At 71.2% G+C, this 17,756-nt stretch carries 22 protein-coding genes; 9 read left to right on the top strand and 13 right to left on the bottom strand.

Annotated elements, in window-relative coordinates; genetic code table 11:
• Positions 1 to 158: 158 nt before the first annotated feature.
• Positions 159 to 2,324 (bottom strand): hypothetical protein, encoded by a 2,166-nt coding sequence (locus I5071_RS38405; RefSeq protein ID WP_236518355.1) that lies wholly within the window; start codon positions 2,322 to 2,324, stop codon positions 159 to 161.
• Positions 2,325 to 2,352: 28 nt separating this feature from the next.
• Positions 2,353 to 2,925 carry a hypothetical protein gene (locus tag I5071_RS38400; protein ID WP_236518354.1) on the bottom strand — a complete coding sequence of 191 codons (573 nt, stop codon included), beginning with the start codon at positions 2,923 to 2,925 and terminating at the stop codon, positions 2,353 to 2,355.
• 140 nt (positions 2,926 to 3,065) lie between these two features.
• Between I5071_RS38400 and I5071_RS38395 the strand changes: the two genes are divergently transcribed.
• Positions 3,066 to 5,255 (top strand): hypothetical protein, encoded by a 2,190-nt coding sequence (locus tag I5071_RS38395; protein ID WP_236518353.1) that lies wholly within the window; start codon positions 3,066 to 3,068, stop codon positions 5,253 to 5,255.
• A gap of 73 nt (positions 5,256 to 5,328) precedes the next feature.
• Here I5071_RS38395 and I5071_RS38390 read toward each other — a convergent pair whose 3' ends face one another.
• A complete protein-coding gene (locus I5071_RS38390) occupies positions 5,329 to 6,489 on the bottom strand; it encodes an iron-containing alcohol dehydrogenase (RefSeq protein WP_236518352.1) in 1,161 nt (386 codons plus the stop codon).
• Complete coding sequence (locus tag I5071_RS38385) at positions 6,489 to 6,824, bottom strand: putative quinol monooxygenase (RefSeq protein ID WP_329611109.1); 336 nt, start codon at positions 6,822 to 6,824, stop codon at positions 6,489 to 6,491. The genes I5071_RS38390 and I5071_RS38385 overlap by 1 nt, the downstream gene beginning before the upstream one ends.
• A gap of 98 nt (positions 6,825 to 6,922) precedes the next feature.
• Between I5071_RS38385 and I5071_RS38380 the strand changes: the two genes are divergently transcribed.
• The 4 genes from I5071_RS38380 to I5071_RS38365 are packed head-to-tail and all read left to right on the top strand — an operon-like array spanning position 6,923 to position 8,514.
• Positions 6,923 to 7,096: a hypothetical protein gene (locus I5071_RS38380; protein ID WP_236518350.1), complete on the top strand. Its 174-nt coding sequence runs from the start codon at positions 6,923 to 6,925 to the stop codon at positions 7,094 to 7,096.
• Positions 7,096 to 7,413: a hypothetical protein gene (locus I5071_RS38375; protein WP_236518349.1), complete on the top strand. Its 318-nt coding sequence runs from the start codon at positions 7,096 to 7,098 to the stop codon at positions 7,411 to 7,413. The genes I5071_RS38380 and I5071_RS38375 overlap by 1 nt, the downstream gene beginning before the upstream one ends.
• A gap of 7 nt (positions 7,414 to 7,420) precedes the next feature.
• Positions 7,421 to 8,137 carry a hypothetical protein gene (locus I5071_RS38370; protein ID WP_236518348.1) on the top strand — a complete coding sequence of 239 codons (717 nt, stop codon included), beginning with the start codon at positions 7,421 to 7,423 and terminating at the stop codon, positions 8,135 to 8,137.
• A gap of 8 nt (positions 8,138 to 8,145) precedes the next feature.
• Positions 8,146 to 8,514 carry a hypothetical protein gene (locus I5071_RS38365; protein ID WP_236518347.1) on the top strand — a complete coding sequence of 123 codons (369 nt, stop codon included), beginning with the start codon at positions 8,146 to 8,148 and terminating at the stop codon, positions 8,512 to 8,514.
• A gap of 3 nt (positions 8,515 to 8,517) precedes the next feature.
• Here the strand turns inward: I5071_RS38365 and I5071_RS38360 are convergent, their stop codons facing one another.
• The 4 genes from I5071_RS38360 to I5071_RS38345 all read right to left on the bottom strand — a co-directional run bounded on the left by I5071_RS38360 (position 8,518) and on the right by I5071_RS38345 (position 11,351).
• Positions 8,518 to 8,952, bottom strand: a complete 435-nt coding sequence (locus I5071_RS38360; RefSeq protein WP_236518346.1) for an SMI1/KNR4 family protein — start codon at positions 8,950 to 8,952, stop codon at positions 8,518 to 8,520.
• A 110-nt stretch (positions 8,953 to 9,062) separates the two neighbouring features.
• Entirely contained in the window at positions 9,063 to 9,818 is a 756-nt protein-coding gene (locus I5071_RS38355) for a hypothetical protein (RefSeq protein WP_236518345.1), read from the bottom strand.
• A 611-nt stretch (positions 9,819 to 10,429) separates the two neighbouring features.
• Positions 10,430 to 10,783 (bottom strand): DUF2200 domain-containing protein, encoded by a 354-nt coding sequence (locus I5071_RS38350; RefSeq protein WP_236518344.1) that lies wholly within the window; start codon positions 10,781 to 10,783, stop codon positions 10,430 to 10,432.
• 94 nt (positions 10,784 to 10,877) lie between these two features.
• Complete coding sequence (locus tag I5071_RS38345; RefSeq protein WP_236518343.1) at positions 10,878 to 11,351, bottom strand: four helix bundle protein; 474 nt, start codon at positions 11,349 to 11,351, stop codon at positions 10,878 to 10,880.
• 560 nt (positions 11,352 to 11,911) lie between these two features.
• On the opposite strand from I5071_RS38345, the gene I5071_RS38340 reads away from it, so the two are divergent.
• Positions 11,912 to 12,331 carry a GFA family protein gene (locus tag I5071_RS38340; RefSeq protein WP_419249614.1) on the top strand — a complete coding sequence of 140 codons (420 nt, stop codon included), beginning with the start codon at positions 11,912 to 11,914 and terminating at the stop codon, positions 12,329 to 12,331.
• A 41-nt stretch (positions 12,332 to 12,372) separates the two neighbouring features.
• Complete coding sequence (locus I5071_RS38335) at positions 12,373 to 12,867, top strand: SRPBCC family protein (protein WP_236518341.1); 495 nt, start codon at positions 12,373 to 12,375, stop codon at positions 12,865 to 12,867.
• 13 nt (positions 12,868 to 12,880) lie between these two features.
• Here I5071_RS38335 and I5071_RS38330 read toward each other — a convergent pair whose 3' ends face one another.
• Positions 12,881 to 13,180, bottom strand: coding sequence for a hypothetical protein (locus I5071_RS38330; protein ID WP_236518340.1), 300 nt, complete (start codon positions 13,178 to 13,180; stop codon positions 12,881 to 12,883).
• Here I5071_RS38330 and I5071_RS38325 point away from each other — a divergent pair.
• Positions 13,169 to 13,342 (top strand): hypothetical protein, encoded by a 174-nt coding sequence (locus I5071_RS38325; protein WP_236518339.1) that lies wholly within the window; start codon positions 13,169 to 13,171, stop codon positions 13,340 to 13,342. The genes I5071_RS38330 and I5071_RS38325 overlap by 12 nt on opposite strands.
• A 54-nt stretch (positions 13,343 to 13,396) precedes the next feature.
• On the opposite strand, the gene I5071_RS38320 is transcribed toward I5071_RS38325, so the two are convergent.
• Positions 13,397 to 14,608, bottom strand: coding sequence for a glycosyltransferase (locus I5071_RS38320; RefSeq protein WP_268921181.1), 1,212 nt, complete (start codon positions 14,606 to 14,608; stop codon positions 13,397 to 13,399).
• Positions 14,609 to 14,720: 112 nt separating this feature from the next.
• On the opposite strand from I5071_RS38320, the gene I5071_RS38315 reads away from it, so the two are divergent.
• The gene (locus tag I5071_RS38315) at positions 14,721 to 15,062 is read left to right on the top strand and encodes a hypothetical protein (protein ID WP_236518337.1); all 342 of its coding nucleotides are present in this window, start codon (positions 14,721 to 14,723) and stop codon (positions 15,060 to 15,062) included.
• Positions 15,063 to 15,080: 18 nt separating this feature from the next.
• Here I5071_RS38315 and I5071_RS38310 read toward each other — a convergent pair whose 3' ends face one another.
• The 3 genes from I5071_RS38310 to I5071_RS38300 all read right to left on the bottom strand — a co-directional run bounded on the left by I5071_RS38310 (position 15,081) and on the right by I5071_RS38300 (position 17,751).
• Positions 15,081 to 16,334: an RNA polymerase sigma factor gene (locus tag I5071_RS38310; protein ID WP_236518336.1), complete on the bottom strand. Its 1,254-nt coding sequence runs from the start codon at positions 16,332 to 16,334 to the stop codon at positions 15,081 to 15,083.
• A 22-nt stretch (positions 16,335 to 16,356) separates the two neighbouring features.
• A complete protein-coding gene (locus I5071_RS38305; protein WP_236518335.1) occupies positions 16,357 to 17,274 on the bottom strand; it encodes an NAD(P)H-binding protein in 918 nt (305 codons plus the stop codon).
• A gap of 72 nt (positions 17,275 to 17,346) precedes the next feature.
• Positions 17,347 to 17,751 carry a YciI family protein gene (locus I5071_RS38300; protein ID WP_236518334.1) on the bottom strand — a complete coding sequence of 135 codons (405 nt, stop codon included), beginning with the start codon at positions 17,749 to 17,751 and terminating at the stop codon, positions 17,347 to 17,349.
• Between the last annotated feature and the right edge of the window lie 5 nt (positions 17,752 to 17,756).

The raw sequence follows: 17,756 nt of genomic DNA, 5'->3' as shown, positions 1-17,756 counted from the left end.
ACAGACTGATCGAAGCATCGCGGCAGAGCGCAACGCGCGCGCCGCGATGCGACCACCGCTTCCCGACGCTCACTCCTCGATCGTCAGGCAGCCCGCGAGCACCCCGGGCGTCGGACCCACCCCCACGCGCCTCACGCCGAAGCGCTCGCGACTAATAATCAGATCAGGATCACCGGCCGAGCCGGCACGATCACGTAGACCTCGCGCTCGTCGAGCACCGCCGTGCCCGCTCGCACCTCGATGTGCGCGATGAAGAGCTCGCTCTGCGTGCTGCCCTCGAAGAAGTCGTTCCGGAACGTCACGACGAACGTGACCTGGGTGCCCGGCACCACCGAGAAGAACGTCGACGCGTCCGTGCCCGCGACCGCGTCGTCGTGCTCGGTGCCCTCGGGCGCTTCCCAGCACGGATCGATCGCCGGCGTCGCACGGCAGCCCGGCGTGCGGCGCTTCACGAAGCGCGCAGCGTCGGCGAGCGGGTGCGGCTCGCCGCGCACGCTCGTGCCCACGTCGAACGGAACGCTCGACCGGATCGTGTCGATCGCGTCGACCACCGTGTCGACGAACGCGTCGCGCGACGACTCGTTCGGCAGATCGTAGACGAGCGGCCTTCCGCCGAGGTCCACCGAGCGCGTCGCCTCCGCGGTGCGGCGCATGAAGTAGCAGGTCGACACGCCGTTCGGCGCCGTCGGTCCCTCGCACGACGCCGCGCCTGCGTTCACGCCGACGTAGCGCGCGCCGCGCTCGTTCATCACGTCCACCGCGTCCTGCCACACCGGCAGCGCAGGAGTCACGCCCGTGTACGGATTGCAGTGCACGAGGTCCTCGCCGGGCGGCCCGCCGTGCGCGCAGCGATCGGTGAAGTGCACGACGATCGGCAGCGCATCGGGGCGGAAGCACGCCGCGCCCCAGCGCCCACCGCTGCACGCCGCGCCGTAGGCCGGCAGCGTGTAGATCGACACGCCGCCGAGCGGACCACGGTGCTCCCACGTGCCGCCGAGGCCCGAGAAGAGCGCGTGCAGCGCGGGCACCTGCGCCTCCGGCGGATCGATGCCGCTGTGGATCGAGATCCCGTCGATCGCGCTCTGCACGTCGGCGTCGACGCTCGTCATCGTCGACGCGAGCCCGAACGCGACGTCGTCGGGCGGCGCGCCCCACGTCGAGAACGGCAGGTCGTCGTGCTGTCCGCCGCCGAACCAGGTGTCGGGGATCGACGCGCGCACCCGATCGACGATGCCGGTGGTCGGCTCGGTGACCGTGTCCTTCGCGTTCTGCAGCGTGCCGCCCATCGAGCCCGTCGTGTCGAACAGGAAGAACACGTCGGCCGATCGGATCTCGGTGCCGAACACCAGCGTGCGCGTCACCGGCGGCGCGTTGAACGGGAGCACGACGTAGTAGTCGTCGTCGGGGATCGTGCAGTCCGCGTTCACCGCGCAGTCGCAGAACTCGGCGCCCGGCGCGCTCGGTCCGTCGGGGCAGTGCACCTGCACGTACGCGCCCTCGAACGCGTCGGCGACTCCGTCGTCGTCGCTGTCGCCGTCGCAGGGATTGCTGCCGATCGCGACCTCCTGGCCGTCGGCGAGACCGTCGTCGTCGCTGTCGGTGTCGAGGAAGTCGGGCTCGCCGTCGTCGCGCACCTCGCCGGTCACGATGTCGGCCTCGACCGGGCACGCCACCGGCGCGGTCGCGAGCTCGCCGTCGCCCGCTTCGTCGGCGTCGTTCACTCCGTCGCCGTCGGAGTCGAGATCGAGATAGGCCGGAAGCCCGTCCTCGTCGCGCTCGGTCACGCCCTCGTGCTCGTCGGAGATCGTGTCTCCATCGGAGTCGAGATCGAGCACGTCGGGCGTGCCGTCGTCGTCGCTGTCGACGGGATCGCTCGGATCGTCGCCGACCTCGACCGAGTTGCGGATCCCGTCGCCGTCGACGTCGGGATCGCGGAAGTCGGGCACGCCGTCCTCGTCGAGATCGGTCGTGCCCTGCGATGCGTCGGGCACGCCGTCGCCGTTCGACTCGAGGTCGAGGAAGTCCGGCGTGCCGTCCTGGTCGGTGTCGTAGGGAAGCGAGACGCAGTTCGTGTCGCCGGCCTCGTCGCGATCGGAGACGCCGTCGCCGTCGCTGTCGTCGTCCTCGTCGTTCGGGATGCCGTCCTCGTCGGGATCGGCGCGCCCCTCGTCGACGCTCGAGATGAGGTCACCGTCGCCGTCGTCCTCGGGCCCGCAGCGCATCGGGCCGGCGTCGGGAGAGCCACCATCACCGCCGCCGGGCGCGGGCTCGGTGCACGCGACCATCAGCAGCGCGAGCAGGAGCGCGCGGATCGACCTGGACATGACGATACCTCTCTCGCGATCTCGACGATCAGCGGGGGGGCGTGGGGCAGCCCTCGGTGCCTTCACCGGCCTGGATCTTCTCGGCCGCGACCGCGCAGATGCAGATCGCTTCCTCCTCGGTCGCGCACGCGCCGAGGCTGCTGCCGATCGGGCGGAGGCAGTAGGGCGCCGAGGCCGGGCAGCGCGCGTGGGTGAAGCCGCCGCAGTCGTTGCGGTAGTTGGGGTCTTCGGGGTCGTCCAGATAGACAGCGCAGAAGTCGCCCTCGCGACCGCTGTAACAGCGGAGACCGGTCTGGCACTCGCCGGTCTCGGCGTCGCACGGCGCGCCGATGCCCGGAGGCGCGCACACGTCGCCGCCGCCGCCGTCGCTGCCCGCGTCGGTGTCGCCGCCGGCGTCGGGCTCGCTCGCGTCGGGCTCGCTGCCGGAGTCGGGCTCGCCCGAGTCGACCTCTTCGTCCTGGCCCGAGTCGACCTGCGTGCCCGAGTCGGTCTGCGTCGTGGTGCCCGAGTCGATCGACCCCGAGTCGACACGACCACCCGCGTCCGTCTCCGTCGCGCCGTCGTCGTCGCCGCCGCAGGCAGCGAGCACGAGCGCGAGCATCGCGACCGACCCGATCGAAAGGAACGCTCGTCCGACATGGTGGGAATGGGCACGCATGAGCTCTCTCGCCTCCATCGCGCGGCGAGCGAGAGCACGCGTGGTGCCAATGCGCGGCACGCATCCTGCGGAGCGCCCGCGCGATGCGTCCCGCTCTCGCTCGCCTCGCCTGCGCGCTCGTCGTCCTCGGCACCGCGTGCACCGTCCCGATGGATACGCCCGACGATGGCTGGCGCGACGCGCAGATCGACGCGCAGCCCGCGACCGACGCCGGCCCGCCGCCCGACGACGCCGCGGTCGTCTGCGATCCCGAGAGCTCGAGGATCGGCGAGTCCTGCGAGACCGACGACGACTGCAGCGACGCGTGCTTCTGCAACGGCGCCGAGCGCTGCGTCGAAGGCACCTGCGCGGCGGGCGACGATCCCTGCACCGACGTGGTGCCCGAGGACGCGCCCTCGTGCGTCGTGCCCGGCTGCGTGGAGAGCGCGCGGGCCTGCGCCGCGATGCCCGATCACGCGCAGTGCGACGACGGCGAGCCCTGCAACGGCGACGAGACGTGCAGCGCATCGCTCGGCTGCGTCGCGGGCGAGGAGCCCGCGTGCGACGACGACGACGCGTGCACCATCGACTCGTGCGAGGTCGGCGTCGGATGCGCCCACGATCCGCGCGATCTCGACCTCGACGGGCACCCCGACGTGCGCTGCGGCGGCGACGACTGCGACGACGATCCGCGCACCGGCGCCGAGACCTATCCCGGCGTCGGCGAGCTCTGCACGAACCGCCGCGACGACGACTGCGACGGCGCCCTCGACTTCGAGGACGACGACTGCGTGCCCACCAACGACGACTGCGCGAGCGCCGAGCCCCTGCCGCCCGGCGACGTGACGGTGTCGGGCACCACGCGCGGCCTCGACGCCGACATCGATCTCACGTGCGCGCCCGCGGGCGGCGGCGACGCCGTCTATCGGATCCAGCTCGCCGAGCACGCCGATCTCCACGTCGAGGCGCGCTCGGGGAACGCGACGATCTCGGTCGCGCTCCGCCCGCTCGACGAGTGCATCAGCGGCCCCGATCTGCGCTGCAGCACGCGCGTCGGCCCCTCGTTCCTCGCGCGCAACGTCGCCCCCGGCGACTACGCGATCATCGTGCGCACGCCGCTCCCCGCGCCGTTCACCCTGATCGTCGACGTCGAGCCGCCGAGCGTCCCGCCGCAGAACGAGACCTGCGGCGCGACCACCGATCGCCTGCAGAGCGGCGTCACGGTGAGCGGCCGCTTCGACGAGGTGCGCGACGACGTCGTGCCCGCGTGTCGCGAGGACGGAGGCCTGGTCGCGGACGCGGTGTATCGCCTGCAGCTCGACGCGCCGAGCGACGTCGCGATCCACGCCACCGCGGGCGGCAGCAGCCTCTACGTCTCGCTCGTCGAGGGCTGCGACGCGGTCACCGACTCGCTCGCGTGTGTGGTCGATGGCGCGCCGATCGTCCGGCGCCGCGGCCTGGCCGCGGGCACCTACTTCGTCGTGGTCGAGCCCGCGGATCCCACCGTGGTCACCTATCAATTGACCGCGCAGATCACCCCCGCGGCCACGCCCGCGCCGGGCGACGCGTGCGGCAGCGCGATCGACGTGCCGGTCGACGGGCGCGTGGTGATCCCGGTCGCTTCGCTGCTGCAGGACGGCGGCACCTCGTGCGGCGGCGCGAGCGGCGCCGAGCGCGACGCGGTGCTGCGGCTGACGCTCGCCCAGGAGCGCGACGTGACGGTGACCGCGACGACGACCACCGGGCACGCCTCGTACGTCGCGCTGCGCACCGAGTGCGACGAGATGTGGAGCGAGCTCGCGTGCCGCGCCCAGCCGCTGACCACCCGGGCGCTCGCCGCGGGCACCTACGCGCTGGTGGTCACGACTGCGGCGACCAGCGGCGATCTCACCATCGACGTCGAGACCAGCGCGCCGAGCGAGTCGGCCCCCGGCGATCACTGCGAGGCCGCGATCGACGTGTCGGCGGGCGCGCGCATCGACGCGACGTTCGAGGGTGCGGGCGACGATCTGCGCGCCGGCACCTGCGCGAGCTTCGGTCGTCCCGACGCGTTCTACCGGCTCTCGCTCGCCACCGAGCGGCGCGTCCTGGTGTTCGCGGAGAGCCTGGTCCCGGGCCTGGTCTCGGTGTCGCTGCACACCGGCGGATGCGCGGGCCCCGAGCTCCTCTGCCGCAACGGCACCACCGCCGCGTTCGAGCGCGTGCTCCCGGCAGGCGAGCACTTCCTCGCGGTCGAGGGCGACCAGACGACGCCGGGCGCGTACCGCCTCCGGGTGCTCGTCGAGGCCCCGTGACTGTCGACCAGGAGTCGACACTGTCGACTCCGGTGTGTCGACTCGGTGTCGACACGGTCGCTCGCAGGGAACGTCACAACGCGCGCTCGAGGATCGCGATCAGCTCGCTGCGCTCGAGCACGATCGGGTTCCCCTTCGTGCTGCTCGCCTTCGCCGCCTTGTCGGCGATCGTCTCCACGTCGCTCGCGCGCATCCCGTAGGTCGAGAGCGCCGGGATCGCGAGGTCGCGCGCGATGTCGTGGCCCCACACGATCAGATCCTCGATGTTCGCGTCGGCGCGCCCGCACACGATGCGCGCCGCCTCCTCGTAGCGCGCGAGCGACGGGCTCTGGGGCGCCCGCGCCCGCAGCGCGGCCACGTTCGTCTCGACCACCAGCGGCAAGAGACGCGCGCACACCGCGCCGTGCGGGCTCTCGAAGCTCCCGCCGATCGGCGCCGCGAACCCGTGCACCGCGCCGAGCTTCGCGTTCGCCAGCGCGATCCCGCCGAACACGCTGCAGAGCGCCATGTCGCGGCGCGCCTCGCGATCGTCGCCCTTTTCATAGGCGCGACGCAGCGCGCCCGCGCCGAGCCGCATCCCATCGCGACAGAACGGATCCGTGAGCGGGCTCGCCATCGACGACACGAAGGGCTCGAGGCACTGGGTGATCGCGTCGAGCCCGGTGCTCGCGGTCACCGCGGGCGGCACGCTCCACGTCAGCTCGGGATCCACCAGCGCGACCCGCGGCAGCATCGCATCGCTGCGCAGGCTCACCTTCACGCGCTGGGTGGGATCGGCGAGCACCGCATTCTTCGTCACCTCGGAACCGGTGCCCGCGGTGGTCGGCGCCGCGACGAAGGGAAGCGGCGCGCGCGCCAGCGGCAGCCCGCGCCCGATCACCTCGAGGTAGTCGAGCGGATCGCCCTCGTTCGTCACCAGCGCCGCGATCGCCTTGCCCGCGTCGAGCACGCTCCCGCCGCCGATCGCGACCACGATCGAGCACCGCTCGCGACGGGCCAGCGCCGTCCCCTCGCGCGCGAGATCGGTCGTCGGCTCGCCCGACACCGCGAGCGACGCCGTCGTGATCCCCGCGCCCTCGAGCGCTTGCCGCACGTGGGCGAAGCGCTCGCCGCGCGAGCCGGTCACGAACAGACAGCGCGCCTCGCCGCCCGCGAGCGACGCCACGATCGACGGCAGCTTCGCGATCGCGCCGTCGCCGAACACGATGCGCCCCGCGGTCGCGAGCTCGAACATCACGACCTCGTGTACCCGCTGGTCGCCCACGCCGTCTGCTCGCGCGGGAACACCTCGCCGTATTTCACGCTGCGGCGCGGCTCGGCCATCATCGGCTCCACCGCATCGCGCCACTTCGCGTAGTGCGCGGTCTGCTTGTGCTTCGCGGGGTCGTCCTCGCTCCGATAGACCTCGACGAGCACGAAGCGATCGCCGTCGCCGCCGGCCTCGCGGATCAGATCGAAGCGCAGGATCCCCGGCTCCTGCAGCGACGCGCGCGCGTTCTCTTCGGTCTCCGCGACGAACGCGTCGAGGTGCTCGGGCTTCACACGGACGTGGACGTGGACGATCAACATGCCGCGGAGCATGGCACGCGATCGACTTCCACCGGAGCGGGCTCTAAGCTCTCAGGATGCAGCGGGTGCGCGGCCGGGTCAGTCGAGGACGGCTCCTCGTGGACGAGCCGACCGACCTGCCCGACGGATCGGAGATCGAGCTCGAGATCGTCGAGAACGACGACGAGTGGTCTCCCGAGCTCGATGCAGAGCTGCTCGCGCGCGCCGAAGCTGCCGCGCGTGGCGAGGTGGTCACCGCGGCGGACGCGATCGCCCGGCTGCGCCGCCGCTGATGCGCGACGTCGTCCTCTCGGCCGACGCACTGCGGGACGTCGAGGACGCCGCGAGCTGGTGGGACGAGAACCGCCCCGACGCGCGTGGGCTGGTCGTCGACGAGCTCGATGCGGCGCTCGCATACCTCGGTGAGAACGCGACCACGCTGCCAGAGTTCCCGCGGATCGGGCGTACCCTCGTCGTGCGACGCTATCTCCTGCCCCGAACACGACGGCACGTGTACTTCACGGTCGAGCCCGATCGCGTCCTGGTGCTCGCGGTATGGGGCAGCGTGAGGAGCGTGCTTCCTCGACTTCGCGCGCGAGCGCGCACCTGAGCGCGGGATGAAGAGCGCGCGAGAGCTCGCCGCCGGCGTGCTGGAGGACGTGAGAGCGCGCGAGCACGACGCGGCGCGCGGCACGTTCGACGGGCTCGACGTCGAGATCCGTCTCGTCGATCGCGGCTCGGGATCGACCCGTGATCCGTGGACCGAGATCGTGGTGCTCGGACAGGCGGTGCGCGACGACCTGCACCTCGGCGTGATCGCGCAGACCGACCGCGACGCGAAGGACGTCGAGGAGGAGCAGCTCGGCACCGATCTGGTCCTCGACGATCCGCAGTTCGATCCCGTGTTCCTGGTCGAGGCGGGCCCGAGCGACGTCGTGAAAGCGCTGCTCGACGCGCGGGTTCGCAAGCAGATGCTCGCGCTGAAGCCGCTCGGCCTGCACACGCGCCCCGAAGGCCTCGTGCTCGACAAGCCGAGCTGGCTCGAGGACCCGAAGGTCGTGCGCGCGCTGGTCATCCTCGCGGTCGCGATCGCGCGGCGAGCACCCCAGGCGTTCGAGGCCGCGGATCGCGACGCGCGAACCCGCAGCGCCTACCGCGACGGCCCGAGCGCGACGTCGATGGACCGAGCCCGCCGCGACGAGGTCGCCGACGTGAAGGCGCGCAAGCAGCTGCGCGACGAGCGCAACGCCCAGCGCGGCTGTTACACGGTGATCGCGATCCTGGTGATCGTCGCGATCATCAGCCTGCTCTCACTGGTGTTCACGCAGGAGTGAAGAAGGACATGACCCGCGCGATGCTCATCCTCGCGACCCTCTTCTGCTGCGCGATCGCGAGCGCCCAACCGAACGTGCCAGTCACCGAAGCACGCGCGATCGAGCTCGCGAGAAGCGCGTGGCAGTCACACCTGAGCGCGCTCCCGGGCGCGGATCGAAGCGCGACACCACGCGCGACGCTCACGACCGGCGCGGAGCTGGCGCGCGAAGCGCGCGAGCACGGATGGGAGCACCTGCGCGGCACCGAAGCCGACGTGACGCGCACGACGCGAGTCTGGTCGGTGATGTTCCCCGCGCGAATGACCGGCACCGCAGTGGTCGCGGTGGACGCGACGCGGGAGCGAGTGGTCGCGGTGTATCGGATTCCCGAGGGCTGAGGCTCATCTGCCGAAAAGGTCGTCGCTGTTCCCGAGCTCCGACTCGACGAGCTCCTCGACGGCCGCCGTGAGCGTGGGCGCGAACTCGACTGCTCGACCACGGCGCTCGAGGTAGTGCCAGACACGAGGGTCTTCTCCGTCGTCGAGGTCGACGAAGAAGAACTGATATCCCTGGTGCATCGCGACGATCAGGGTGCGAGCCGGAAGCGCGAGCCCGTCACGCTCCGCGAGCGCCCGCGCCCAACGCTGGATCTCGACGATGGATGGGTACGTCCAATCCGTGCCCTCGAGGATGCGGTGCCCGCCGCGGCCATCACACGCGAGCAGGCTGCGATACGCCCGCGGAAGCTTCGCTCCGAGCGAGCGCTCGAGGGTGTCGATCTCGACATCGGAGCACGGACACGCGCGCGTTCCGCGCCTCGCGCTCAGCTCGGCCACGAGCGACGCAATCCGATCCGAACCCATCGGCAGAGTCTGGCATCCACTGCAACTACAAGACGAGCCCGCGGCTGACGCCGCGGGCTCGTTCGTTTCTCCCCTTCTCACTCTCACGCCGCCGGCGTCACCGGCTTCTCCTCCTCCTCTCCGCCGTCCTCGTCACTCTCCCCGCCGTCTTCCTCGTCCTCCTCTTCTTCCAGCTCCGGATCCACCACGACTCCTGCGCTCGTCTGCAGGAAGCCCATCAGCTTCAAGAGTCGCCGCTCCTTCACGGCGATTCGCGCGATCGCGCTCCACTGCAGGTACCACTCCCACATCTCCCGCTCGGCGATCGCGTCCTGTTCCGCATTGCGCTCGGGCGCGGCGGTCGCGGGCTCGATCTGCGCGATCCGATCGAGCGTCTTCTTCACCGGTGCGATGACGTCCGGCGTGAGGCCGCGCTTCGCGAGCAGGTCCATCGCGACCTTGCCCTCGCGGCCGAGGCCGCCTTCGGTCTTCGACTTCGGCAGTCGCTCGAGGCGCTCGAGGAACGTGCGCACGTTGATCACCGCGCCCGCGCCGGTCGCCTGCGAGAGGTTGCGGAACACGAGCTCGTGCGCGTCGGGGTGCTTGTGCTGCAGCGTCGCGCCGACGACCGGGAACCACTCGTTCTCGAACGCGTCGACGTCGTTCACGAGCTTGGGGCTCGCGGTGGTGACCACGTCGAGACGACCGCGGCTCAAGTTGCTGAGGTGCTCCCAGCCGAGCTTGAGCTCGGCGTCGTCGAACCCGTAGCGCGCGAGCGAGCTGGCGATGCTGCGGTTGCGCAGCGCGAGCAGGAAGACGAGCACGCGCTTCGCCTTCTGTCCGTAGGTGAGCCTGGCCATGACCGAACCGATCCTTTCTCGAGGTGAGAGCTGACTGCGTCTCGCGCGGGACGACCGCGTCCCCTCGCGTCGCGCCGACGCTGCCCTCATCGCGCGAGGCGCTCGGTCGTTGCGTCGCGTCCCCTGCGTGACCGACGACGTCCCGCGCTTCACGCACCGCGTTCCTCGCTCCGCCGAGGGCGTCCCGCGCATCGCGCACCGCGCTCCTCCCTTCGCCGACGACGTCCCGCGCTTCACGCACCGCGCTCCTCGCTTCGCCGACGACGTCCCTCGCATCGCCAGCCACGATGCGCCCGAGCGGGACCGCCCTCCTTCGATCGTCGGCGCGTTCCCTTCCGAACGTCTTCATGCTCCTCGCGGGGACACGCGACGAGACGCGAGGGATTGCGGGCGCGAAGCGAGGGAGCGCGACCGCGTCGCGAGGGACCCACGAGCTCGTCGGAGGGGATGCCGTCATCGACGGCGGTGACCCCGCATGTCGATCGAGGGGACGTCACTCTCGATGCGAGGGGACCCGGCGGATGGCGCTGGGGACCGCAGCTCCAGCGCAGGGGAGCGCGCGCGCATCATCGGGGACTGCCTTCGTTCCTTGGGGGATCGCGCGCCGGTCGCTACCCGCGGAGGATGCTCGTCATCTTCTTTCCCTTGGCGAGCTCGTCGACGAGCTTGTCGAGGTAGCGGATCTTCTGCATCAGCGGGTCGGCGACGTCTTCCACGCGCACGCCGCAGACGACGCCTTTGATGAGCCCCGCGTTCGGGTTCATCCGGGGCGCCTGGGCGAAGAACGTCTCGAGGTCGACCTTGGTGTCGATCGCGCGCTGGAGCTGCTCACCGCGATAGCCGGTGAGCCAGGCGATGATCTCGTCGACCTCGTCCTTCGTCCGCCCCTTCTTCTCGGCCTTCTGCACGTAGAGCGGATACACGCTCGCGAAGGAGATCCCGAAGACTCGCGGCTTCTTGTCCATGCTCGACCATCCGATCGTTACAGCAGGGTGCAGCGCGGCAGCACCGTGATCGAGGGTCGAAGGCGGCCGAGCTCGTCGCCCGGCCGCGTCGCGTTCATCGCGTCAGCTTCCACAGCGCAGCGCAGATGCCGTCGAGACGCTTCATCAGCTCCGCATCGAGCGCGTCGACGTACCCGAACGCCTCGGCGACGCGCAGCGCGACATCGACCTCTCGCGCGCTTCCGAGCGCGGTTCGGAATCGCAGCCGCCCGTTGCCATCGCGCGTCACGCTTCCTTCCGCCGCGTTCAGCGCGACCGACGCCATCGCGCGCCGCAGCTGATCCGCGAGCGACCGATCGTGCTTCGCGACCTGCTTCGCGATCCGACCCACGTCACGACAGCACTCGATCGCGTTCTCCGTGATCTTCAGCATCTCGTCCTCCGTTTCGCCCGACTCGGGGCCCCGCCCACCCGCCGGCGCGCGCAGACCGTCGAAGCGCCCGCGCGGAGCCGCACGAAGCGCAGCGGAGGAGGCGAGCACGGGTGACCGCGAAGCGGTCATCGTTGAGGCGGTCGAGCACGCCGGCATGCTCGAGAAGCCCCGAGCGGGAACACACCGGCTTCCGCGTGAGACGGTTGGCCGCGAGGTCGACGCGAAGCGGAGACGAGCGTCGGCGTCAGGGCGTCAGGGCGTCAGCATCGGCGTCAGGGCGTCAGGGCGTCAGGGCGTCAGCATCGGCGTCAGGGCGTCAGGGCGTCAGGGCGTCAGGGCGTCAGGGCGTCAGGGCGTCAGGGCGTCGGCGTCGTGGCGTCGGCGTCGTGGCGTCGCCGTCGTGGCGTCGGCGTCGTGGCGTCGCCGTCGTGGCGTCGGCGCAGCGGGGTGCCGTGACACGGCGAGCCCGGCTGCGAACGACGAATGGGCATCGCATCTCTCGCCGACACCGAGGCGTGACGCAGACACCCTGACGCAGACGCAGACGCCCTGACGCAGACGCAGACGCCGACGCCCTGACGCAGACGCCGACGCCCTGACGCAGACGCAGACGCCCTGACGCAGACGCCGACGCCCTGACGCCGACGCCCTGACGCCGACGCCATGACGCCGCCCCCGACCGATGATTTTCCCCCTTCTCACCCGTCTCCTATCTCATGAAGAAGACCTATCGCGGTTCCTGTCACTGCGGCGCCGTGCGCTTCGAAGCCGATCTCGATCTCGCCAAGGGCACGCTGCGCTGCAACTGCTCGTTCTGTCGCAAGGCGCGCAATTGGCTCGCGTTCGCGCCCGGGCCCGACTTCCGGCTGCTCTCGGGCGAGGACGCGCTCACCGACTACCGACACACGCCGCCGAAGCTGTCGGAGCCGTTCCTGCACCTCACGTTCTGCCGGACCTGCGGGGTGCGCCCGTTCGCGCGCGGCGGGTACCTGCCGCAGTTCGGCGACTCGTTCCACGCGGTGAACGTGATGTGCCTCGACGACGCGACACACGAGGAGCTCGCGAGCGCGCCCATCCACTGGGCCGACGGCGCGAACGACGACTGGGACCACGCCCAGCCGCATCACTACTTCTGACGACGCTTGGACGTGCTCCGGCCGCGCAGAGGTGAGGAGACATGGCCCATCGAGCGATGACGGTGACGACGCCGAGCGACCGCGAGATCCACATCGAGCGCGTGTTCGACGCACCGCGCGATCGCGTGTGGCGCGCGTTCACCGATGCCGCGCAGCTCGCGTCGTGGTGGGGGCGCGGCAATCGGCTGGTGATCGAGCGCTTCGAGCCGGAGCGCGGCGGACACTGGCGCTTCGTCGAGCACGCGAGCGACGGCGTGCACGGCTTCGAGGGGCGCTTCCGCGAGATCACGCCGAAGGAGCGCATCGTGTGGACGTTCGAGTGGGACGGGATGCCGGGCTACGTGTCGATCGACACCGTGCGGTTCGAGGAGCTCGAGGGCGGGCGCACGCGCGTCGTGAACGACTCGCTCTTCCACACCACCGAGGAGCGCGACGGAATGCTCGGCGCCGGCATGGAAGACGGCCTCGCGCAGAGCTACGCGGCGCTCGATCGTCTGCTCGCGGGCGGCGAGGCGCGGGCCCAGCCCGCGCCCTGACGTCGCGCGCAGCTCAGTGATCGACGCGGAGGTGGCCGACCGCGCGCAGGCGCTCGGGCGGGACCTTCCGGCGGTAGGACGCGACCTGCTGCGCATCGAGCGCGAAGTGCGCGATGGGATCGAAGTGGATGTCCGACGTCGCGAAGTCGCGGGCGTCGAGGCGCGCTTCGATCGTCTCGAGCAGCGCGGCGGCGTTCCAGGCGCGATCGTAGGCGCGCTGCTCCTCGAGCGCCTGGTCGTCGCCGAGCAGGTCGTGGAACTGCCAGTCGAAGTAGAGCGCGGTGCCCTCGTCGCAGCGTGGATGCGCGAGCACCGCGTAGATCGGCAGGTTGCCGTCGTTGACGTCGTACTCGCGCGCGAAGCGGTGGAGCTGACCGCGCTGTCGAGCGCGGCGATCGCCTCGTCGGCGGCCTGTCCGGCGCTGAGCGCGCGATCGAGGGCCTCGGACTCGTCGTCGGTCATCGTGCGCGTGTAGCGCCGCGCAGGCACGCGGCGAGCGTGATTCGCGCGTGGCCGTGCACGATTGCGGTCACGCGCCTCGCTGCGTCATCTGCTCGAGGCGATCGACGATCACGCTCCCCGCGTCGCTCGCGCGGAGCCGCTCCGACATCGCGCGGCGCGGTGCCTCGGGGAGCGCGAGCGCTTCCTCGATCGCGCGGGTGAGCGTCTTCGCGGTGACCTTCGCCATGCTCGGCGCCTTGGGCGCGAGGCCGGCGCGCGCGAGGTGGTGCGCGTGGTGGAACTGGTCGAGCATCATCGGGAGCACGACCTGAGGGACGCCCGCGCGCAGCGCGGCTGCGGTGGTGCCCGAGCCGCCGTGGTGCACCGCGACCGCGACCCGCGGGAACAGCTTCGCGTGCGGCGCGCTCGGAACGACGTGGAGCTCGTCGGGCAACGCACCGAGCTTCGCGGAGCCCGCCGAGATCAGCACGCGCCGGCCGGTCGCGCGCGCGACGTCGTGGAGCATCGTCACGACGCGCTCGGGATGACCGCCCGCCATGCTGCCGAAGCCGACGTGGATCGGCGGCTCCCCGCGCGCGAGCCACGCGTCGAGCGCGGGATCGAGCGGCGCGGGATCGTCGAGGAACAGAAAGCCCGCGTAGGGATAACGTCCCTGCCACGCGGGGTCGGGCGGGAGCAGCACGTCGTCGGCCGCGATCACCGCGGGCACGTCGACGAAGAGGTGGTTCGTGAACGACGCGATCGGCGGCAGCTCGAGCGTCGCGCGCGCCTCGTTGACCGGCGCGCCCATGAGCCCGTTCTGGATGCGATCGCTGGTCCACCACAAGAGCGCGTTGAGCCACTGCGGCAGGCCGTAGAACGGCATCAGCGGCGGTGGGTGCAATCGCGAGGGCGCGCACGACGAGGGAAAGAGCTCGAGCGCGGCGATGCCGAGCTTCTCCGCGACCGAGGGCGCCATCCACGCCATCGCGGTGCCGACGATTGCGTCGGCGTCGCGCGCGATGTCGAGCAGCGCGGGCGCTTGGAGGAGCAGCTGCTCGCGGAAGTACGACTTCATGCTTGCGAGCGAGCGCTCGAACGATGCGCCCTTCTCGGCCATGAGCGCCTGGAGATCTTCGCCGAGCGCACGGTGCTCGACGCCGAGCGAGCGCACCCACGGCGCGAAGCTCTCGGGGCACGCGACGATCGCATGGTGCCCGCGGCGCGTGAGCGCCTGGGCGAGGGCGAGCATGGGCTGGACGTCCCCTCGGGTCCCGACGGTCGCGAGCACGACACGCATGGAGCGAGACTACGCGAGCGAGCATGCGAGGTGTGCGGCTACGATGCTCGAACGATGACGCGCACTGGATCAGTCAGGGCCGTCTACCGATATGACGATCAGCCATCGTGGCGTGAGCCATCCACTCCTCGTCCTGTTTCTGTCGTCGTGCGCACACGTGAGCCCGGCGCCCGAACAGGTGCCCCTCGAGGTCCGATTTCGGACCGCTCTCGTGGATGTTCTCCGCTGCACCGGTGTCTGCGGCGACCGTGACTACGTCGTGCTGGCCGGCGAGAGCACCTCGGACGGCTGCGTCACGTATCCCGTTCAGCACTGTGACTATGCGGATCGCATCACGTGCTGCGACTCCGACGCTGCGGTGGAGTGCTTTCACGCGGGATTGCCTGAGCGGGCGATTCTCGATTGCAGCGTCGAAGGAGGCTGCGTCGAAACGTACCGTCGCGGTGACCTCTGATTCGTCGGCCACAGACGCTCAGCGCTCGGGCAGGCTCGCGGCTCGCGCCAGCAGCATCTGCTTGTCGCGGGTGTTCTTCGCGAGGAACGCGGCGCGCTCGAGCTCGGGGCGTGCTTCGCGAGTGCGACCCAGCTTGATCAACAGATCCGCGCGCACCGCGTGGAGCAGGTGATAGCCCCGCAGCACCGGCTCCTCCTCGAGCGCATCCACGAGCTCGAGCGCTTGCTCCGGGCCGAACGCCATGCCGACCGCGACCGCACGGTTGAGCTCGACCACCGGCGATCCGGTGATCTGCGCCAGCGCGTCGTAGAGCGCGACGATGCGCGTCCAGTCGGTCTCCTCCGGGGCGCGGGCACGCGCGTGGCACGCCGCGATCGCCGCTTGGATCGTGTACGGGCCGAGCGGTCGTCCGAGCTGCTCGGCGCGCGCCAGCGCTTCGAGGCCACGACGGATCAAGAGCGGGCTCCACCGCGCGCGATCCTGATCGAGCAAGAGCACCGGGTCGCCCTTGCCGTCGACGCGTGCATCGGCGCGCGAGGCCGAGAGCTCCATCAGCGCGACCAGGCCGTGCACCTCGGGCTCGTCGGGCACCAGCGCGGCGAGGATGCGCCCGAGGCGCAGCGCGTCGTCGCAGAGCTGAGGGCGCATCAGGTCGTCGCCCGACGTCGCGAGATAGCCCTCGTTGAACACCAGATAGACGACCTCGAGCACCGACCCCAGGCGCTCCGCGAGCTCGGCGCCGCGCGGCACCTCGAATGGCACGCGCGCCTCGGCGAGGGTGCGCTTCGCGCGCACGATGCGCTGCGCGACGGTGGGCTCGGCGACCAGGAACGCGCGCGCGATCTCCTCGGTCGTGAGGCCCGCGACGAGCCGCAGCGTGAGCGCGACCCGCGCCTCGGTGGAGAGCACGGGATGACACGCGATGAGCACGAGGCGCAGCACGTCGTCGCCCACGTCCTCGTCCAGCGCGGTCTCGAAGTCCGGCGCGTCGCGCTCGTCGAGCTCGCGCCCGATCTCCTCGTGCTTGCGCGCCAGCATCTTGCGGCGGCGGAGCTCGTCGAGCGCGCGGTTCTTCGCGGTCACCACGAGCCACGCGCTCGGGTTGTCGGGAATGCCCTGCTCGGGCCAGCGCTCGAGCGCCGCGAGCAGCGCCTCCTGCGCGAGCTCCTCGGCGAGCGCCACGTCGCGTGTGATGCGGAGCAGCGCACCGACGATGCGCGGCGACTCGATCCTCCAGACCGCGTCGATCGTCCTGCTCACGTCCTCGCTCACCGCGCCTCCCTCTCTCGACGCGTCACGGCCCGAACTCCGCGACGTGGCGAGCGACGTCCTGGACGATGTCGGCCGCGGGGTGACCGGTGATCGATTCCACGTCGCACGTCGAGCGATCGTACCGGTTCGCGGCGTGGAGGCTGGCCATCACCTCGATGTGGTGCCGCAGGTGCTCCGGCAGGTTCCGAGGCCGGAGCTCCTGGTCGCGCCACTGCTCGAACGGCACGTCGACGTAGGTCACCGGACGATGCAGCGCGGCGGCGTACTGCGCGGCGATCGCGCGCATGTCCTGCGATCGCGGCCCGGTGAGCTCGTAGATCCGACCGATGTGCGGCGCGGGATCGGTCAGGATCACGGTGACCGCGTCCACCACGTCGCGGGCGGCGACCGGCGAGGTCCGGCCCGCGCCGAAGGGCAGGCGGATCGTGCCGTCGCGCCGGATCGACTCGGCCGCCCACGCGAGGAAGAACGGGTTCTCGAAGAGGACGGTCGGGCGGACCTCCACCACCGGCAGCCCCGACCACTCGAGCACTCGCTCCGCGAGCCAGTGCTGCCGCTGCTGCGGCGAGTCGGTCTGGTCGGTCAGGCTCATCTGCGAGACGGTCATCTGCGAGATGTTGACCAGCACCTCGAGGTCGCCCTGCGCGCGCGCCGCTGCGGCGACCGCGGTGGTGGCCTCGAGGTACTGCTCGGACACGCTCATGCCGAAGTAGACACGACGGCATCCCGCGAGGGCGCGCGCCACGTCCTCGGTGCGCGTGAGATCGCCGATCACGACCTCGGCCCCCATCGCACGCAGGGCCTCGGCGCGCGCGTCCTCCCGATGGACGAGCGCGCGCACCGCGAGGCCTCGCTCTCGGAGGCGCTCCACCACCATACGACCGATCGAGCCGACCCGTCCCGCGGCGCCGGTGACCAGGATCGGAGCTTCGTCTGCCATCGACGCCGACCTCCCGAGGGGACGTCGGTGCGCCGGCGTCCGGTGTCAACGCTGACGCCGCTCTTCTCCGCTTCACCGCGTCGTGAGATCCGGCGCGATCACCTCACGCACGTCGGCCGGGTACTCCGACCACTCCTGCACCTGGCGCACCTCGATCACCTCGTCGTCGCTCGCCGGGCAACGACGCGCCCACTCGATCGCCTCGTCGCGCGAGCGCACCTGGATCAGCCAGTAGCCGCCGATCACTTCCTTCGCCTCGGCGAAGGGTCCGTCGGTCACCTTGGGCTTGCCGCCGCGGAACGACACCCGCGCGCCCATCGACGGCGGATGCAGCCCGTCGAGCGCGAGCAGCACGCCCGCCTTCTGCAGCGACTCGTTGTACTTCGCCATCGCGGCCACGCGCTCGACGTCGTCGGGGATCGTGCCCGGCGGCGCGGTCTCGTAGCCCTTCGGGATCATGATGAGCATGAAGCGCATGGGTC

The sequence above is a fragment of the Sandaracinus amylolyticus genome (assembly GCF_021631985.1).
GTDB classification, from domain to species: domain Bacteria; phylum Myxococcota_A; class Polyangia; order Polyangiales; family Sandaracinaceae; genus Sandaracinus; species Sandaracinus amylolyticus_A.
This window is presented reverse-complemented; position numbering and strand designations above follow the sequence as displayed.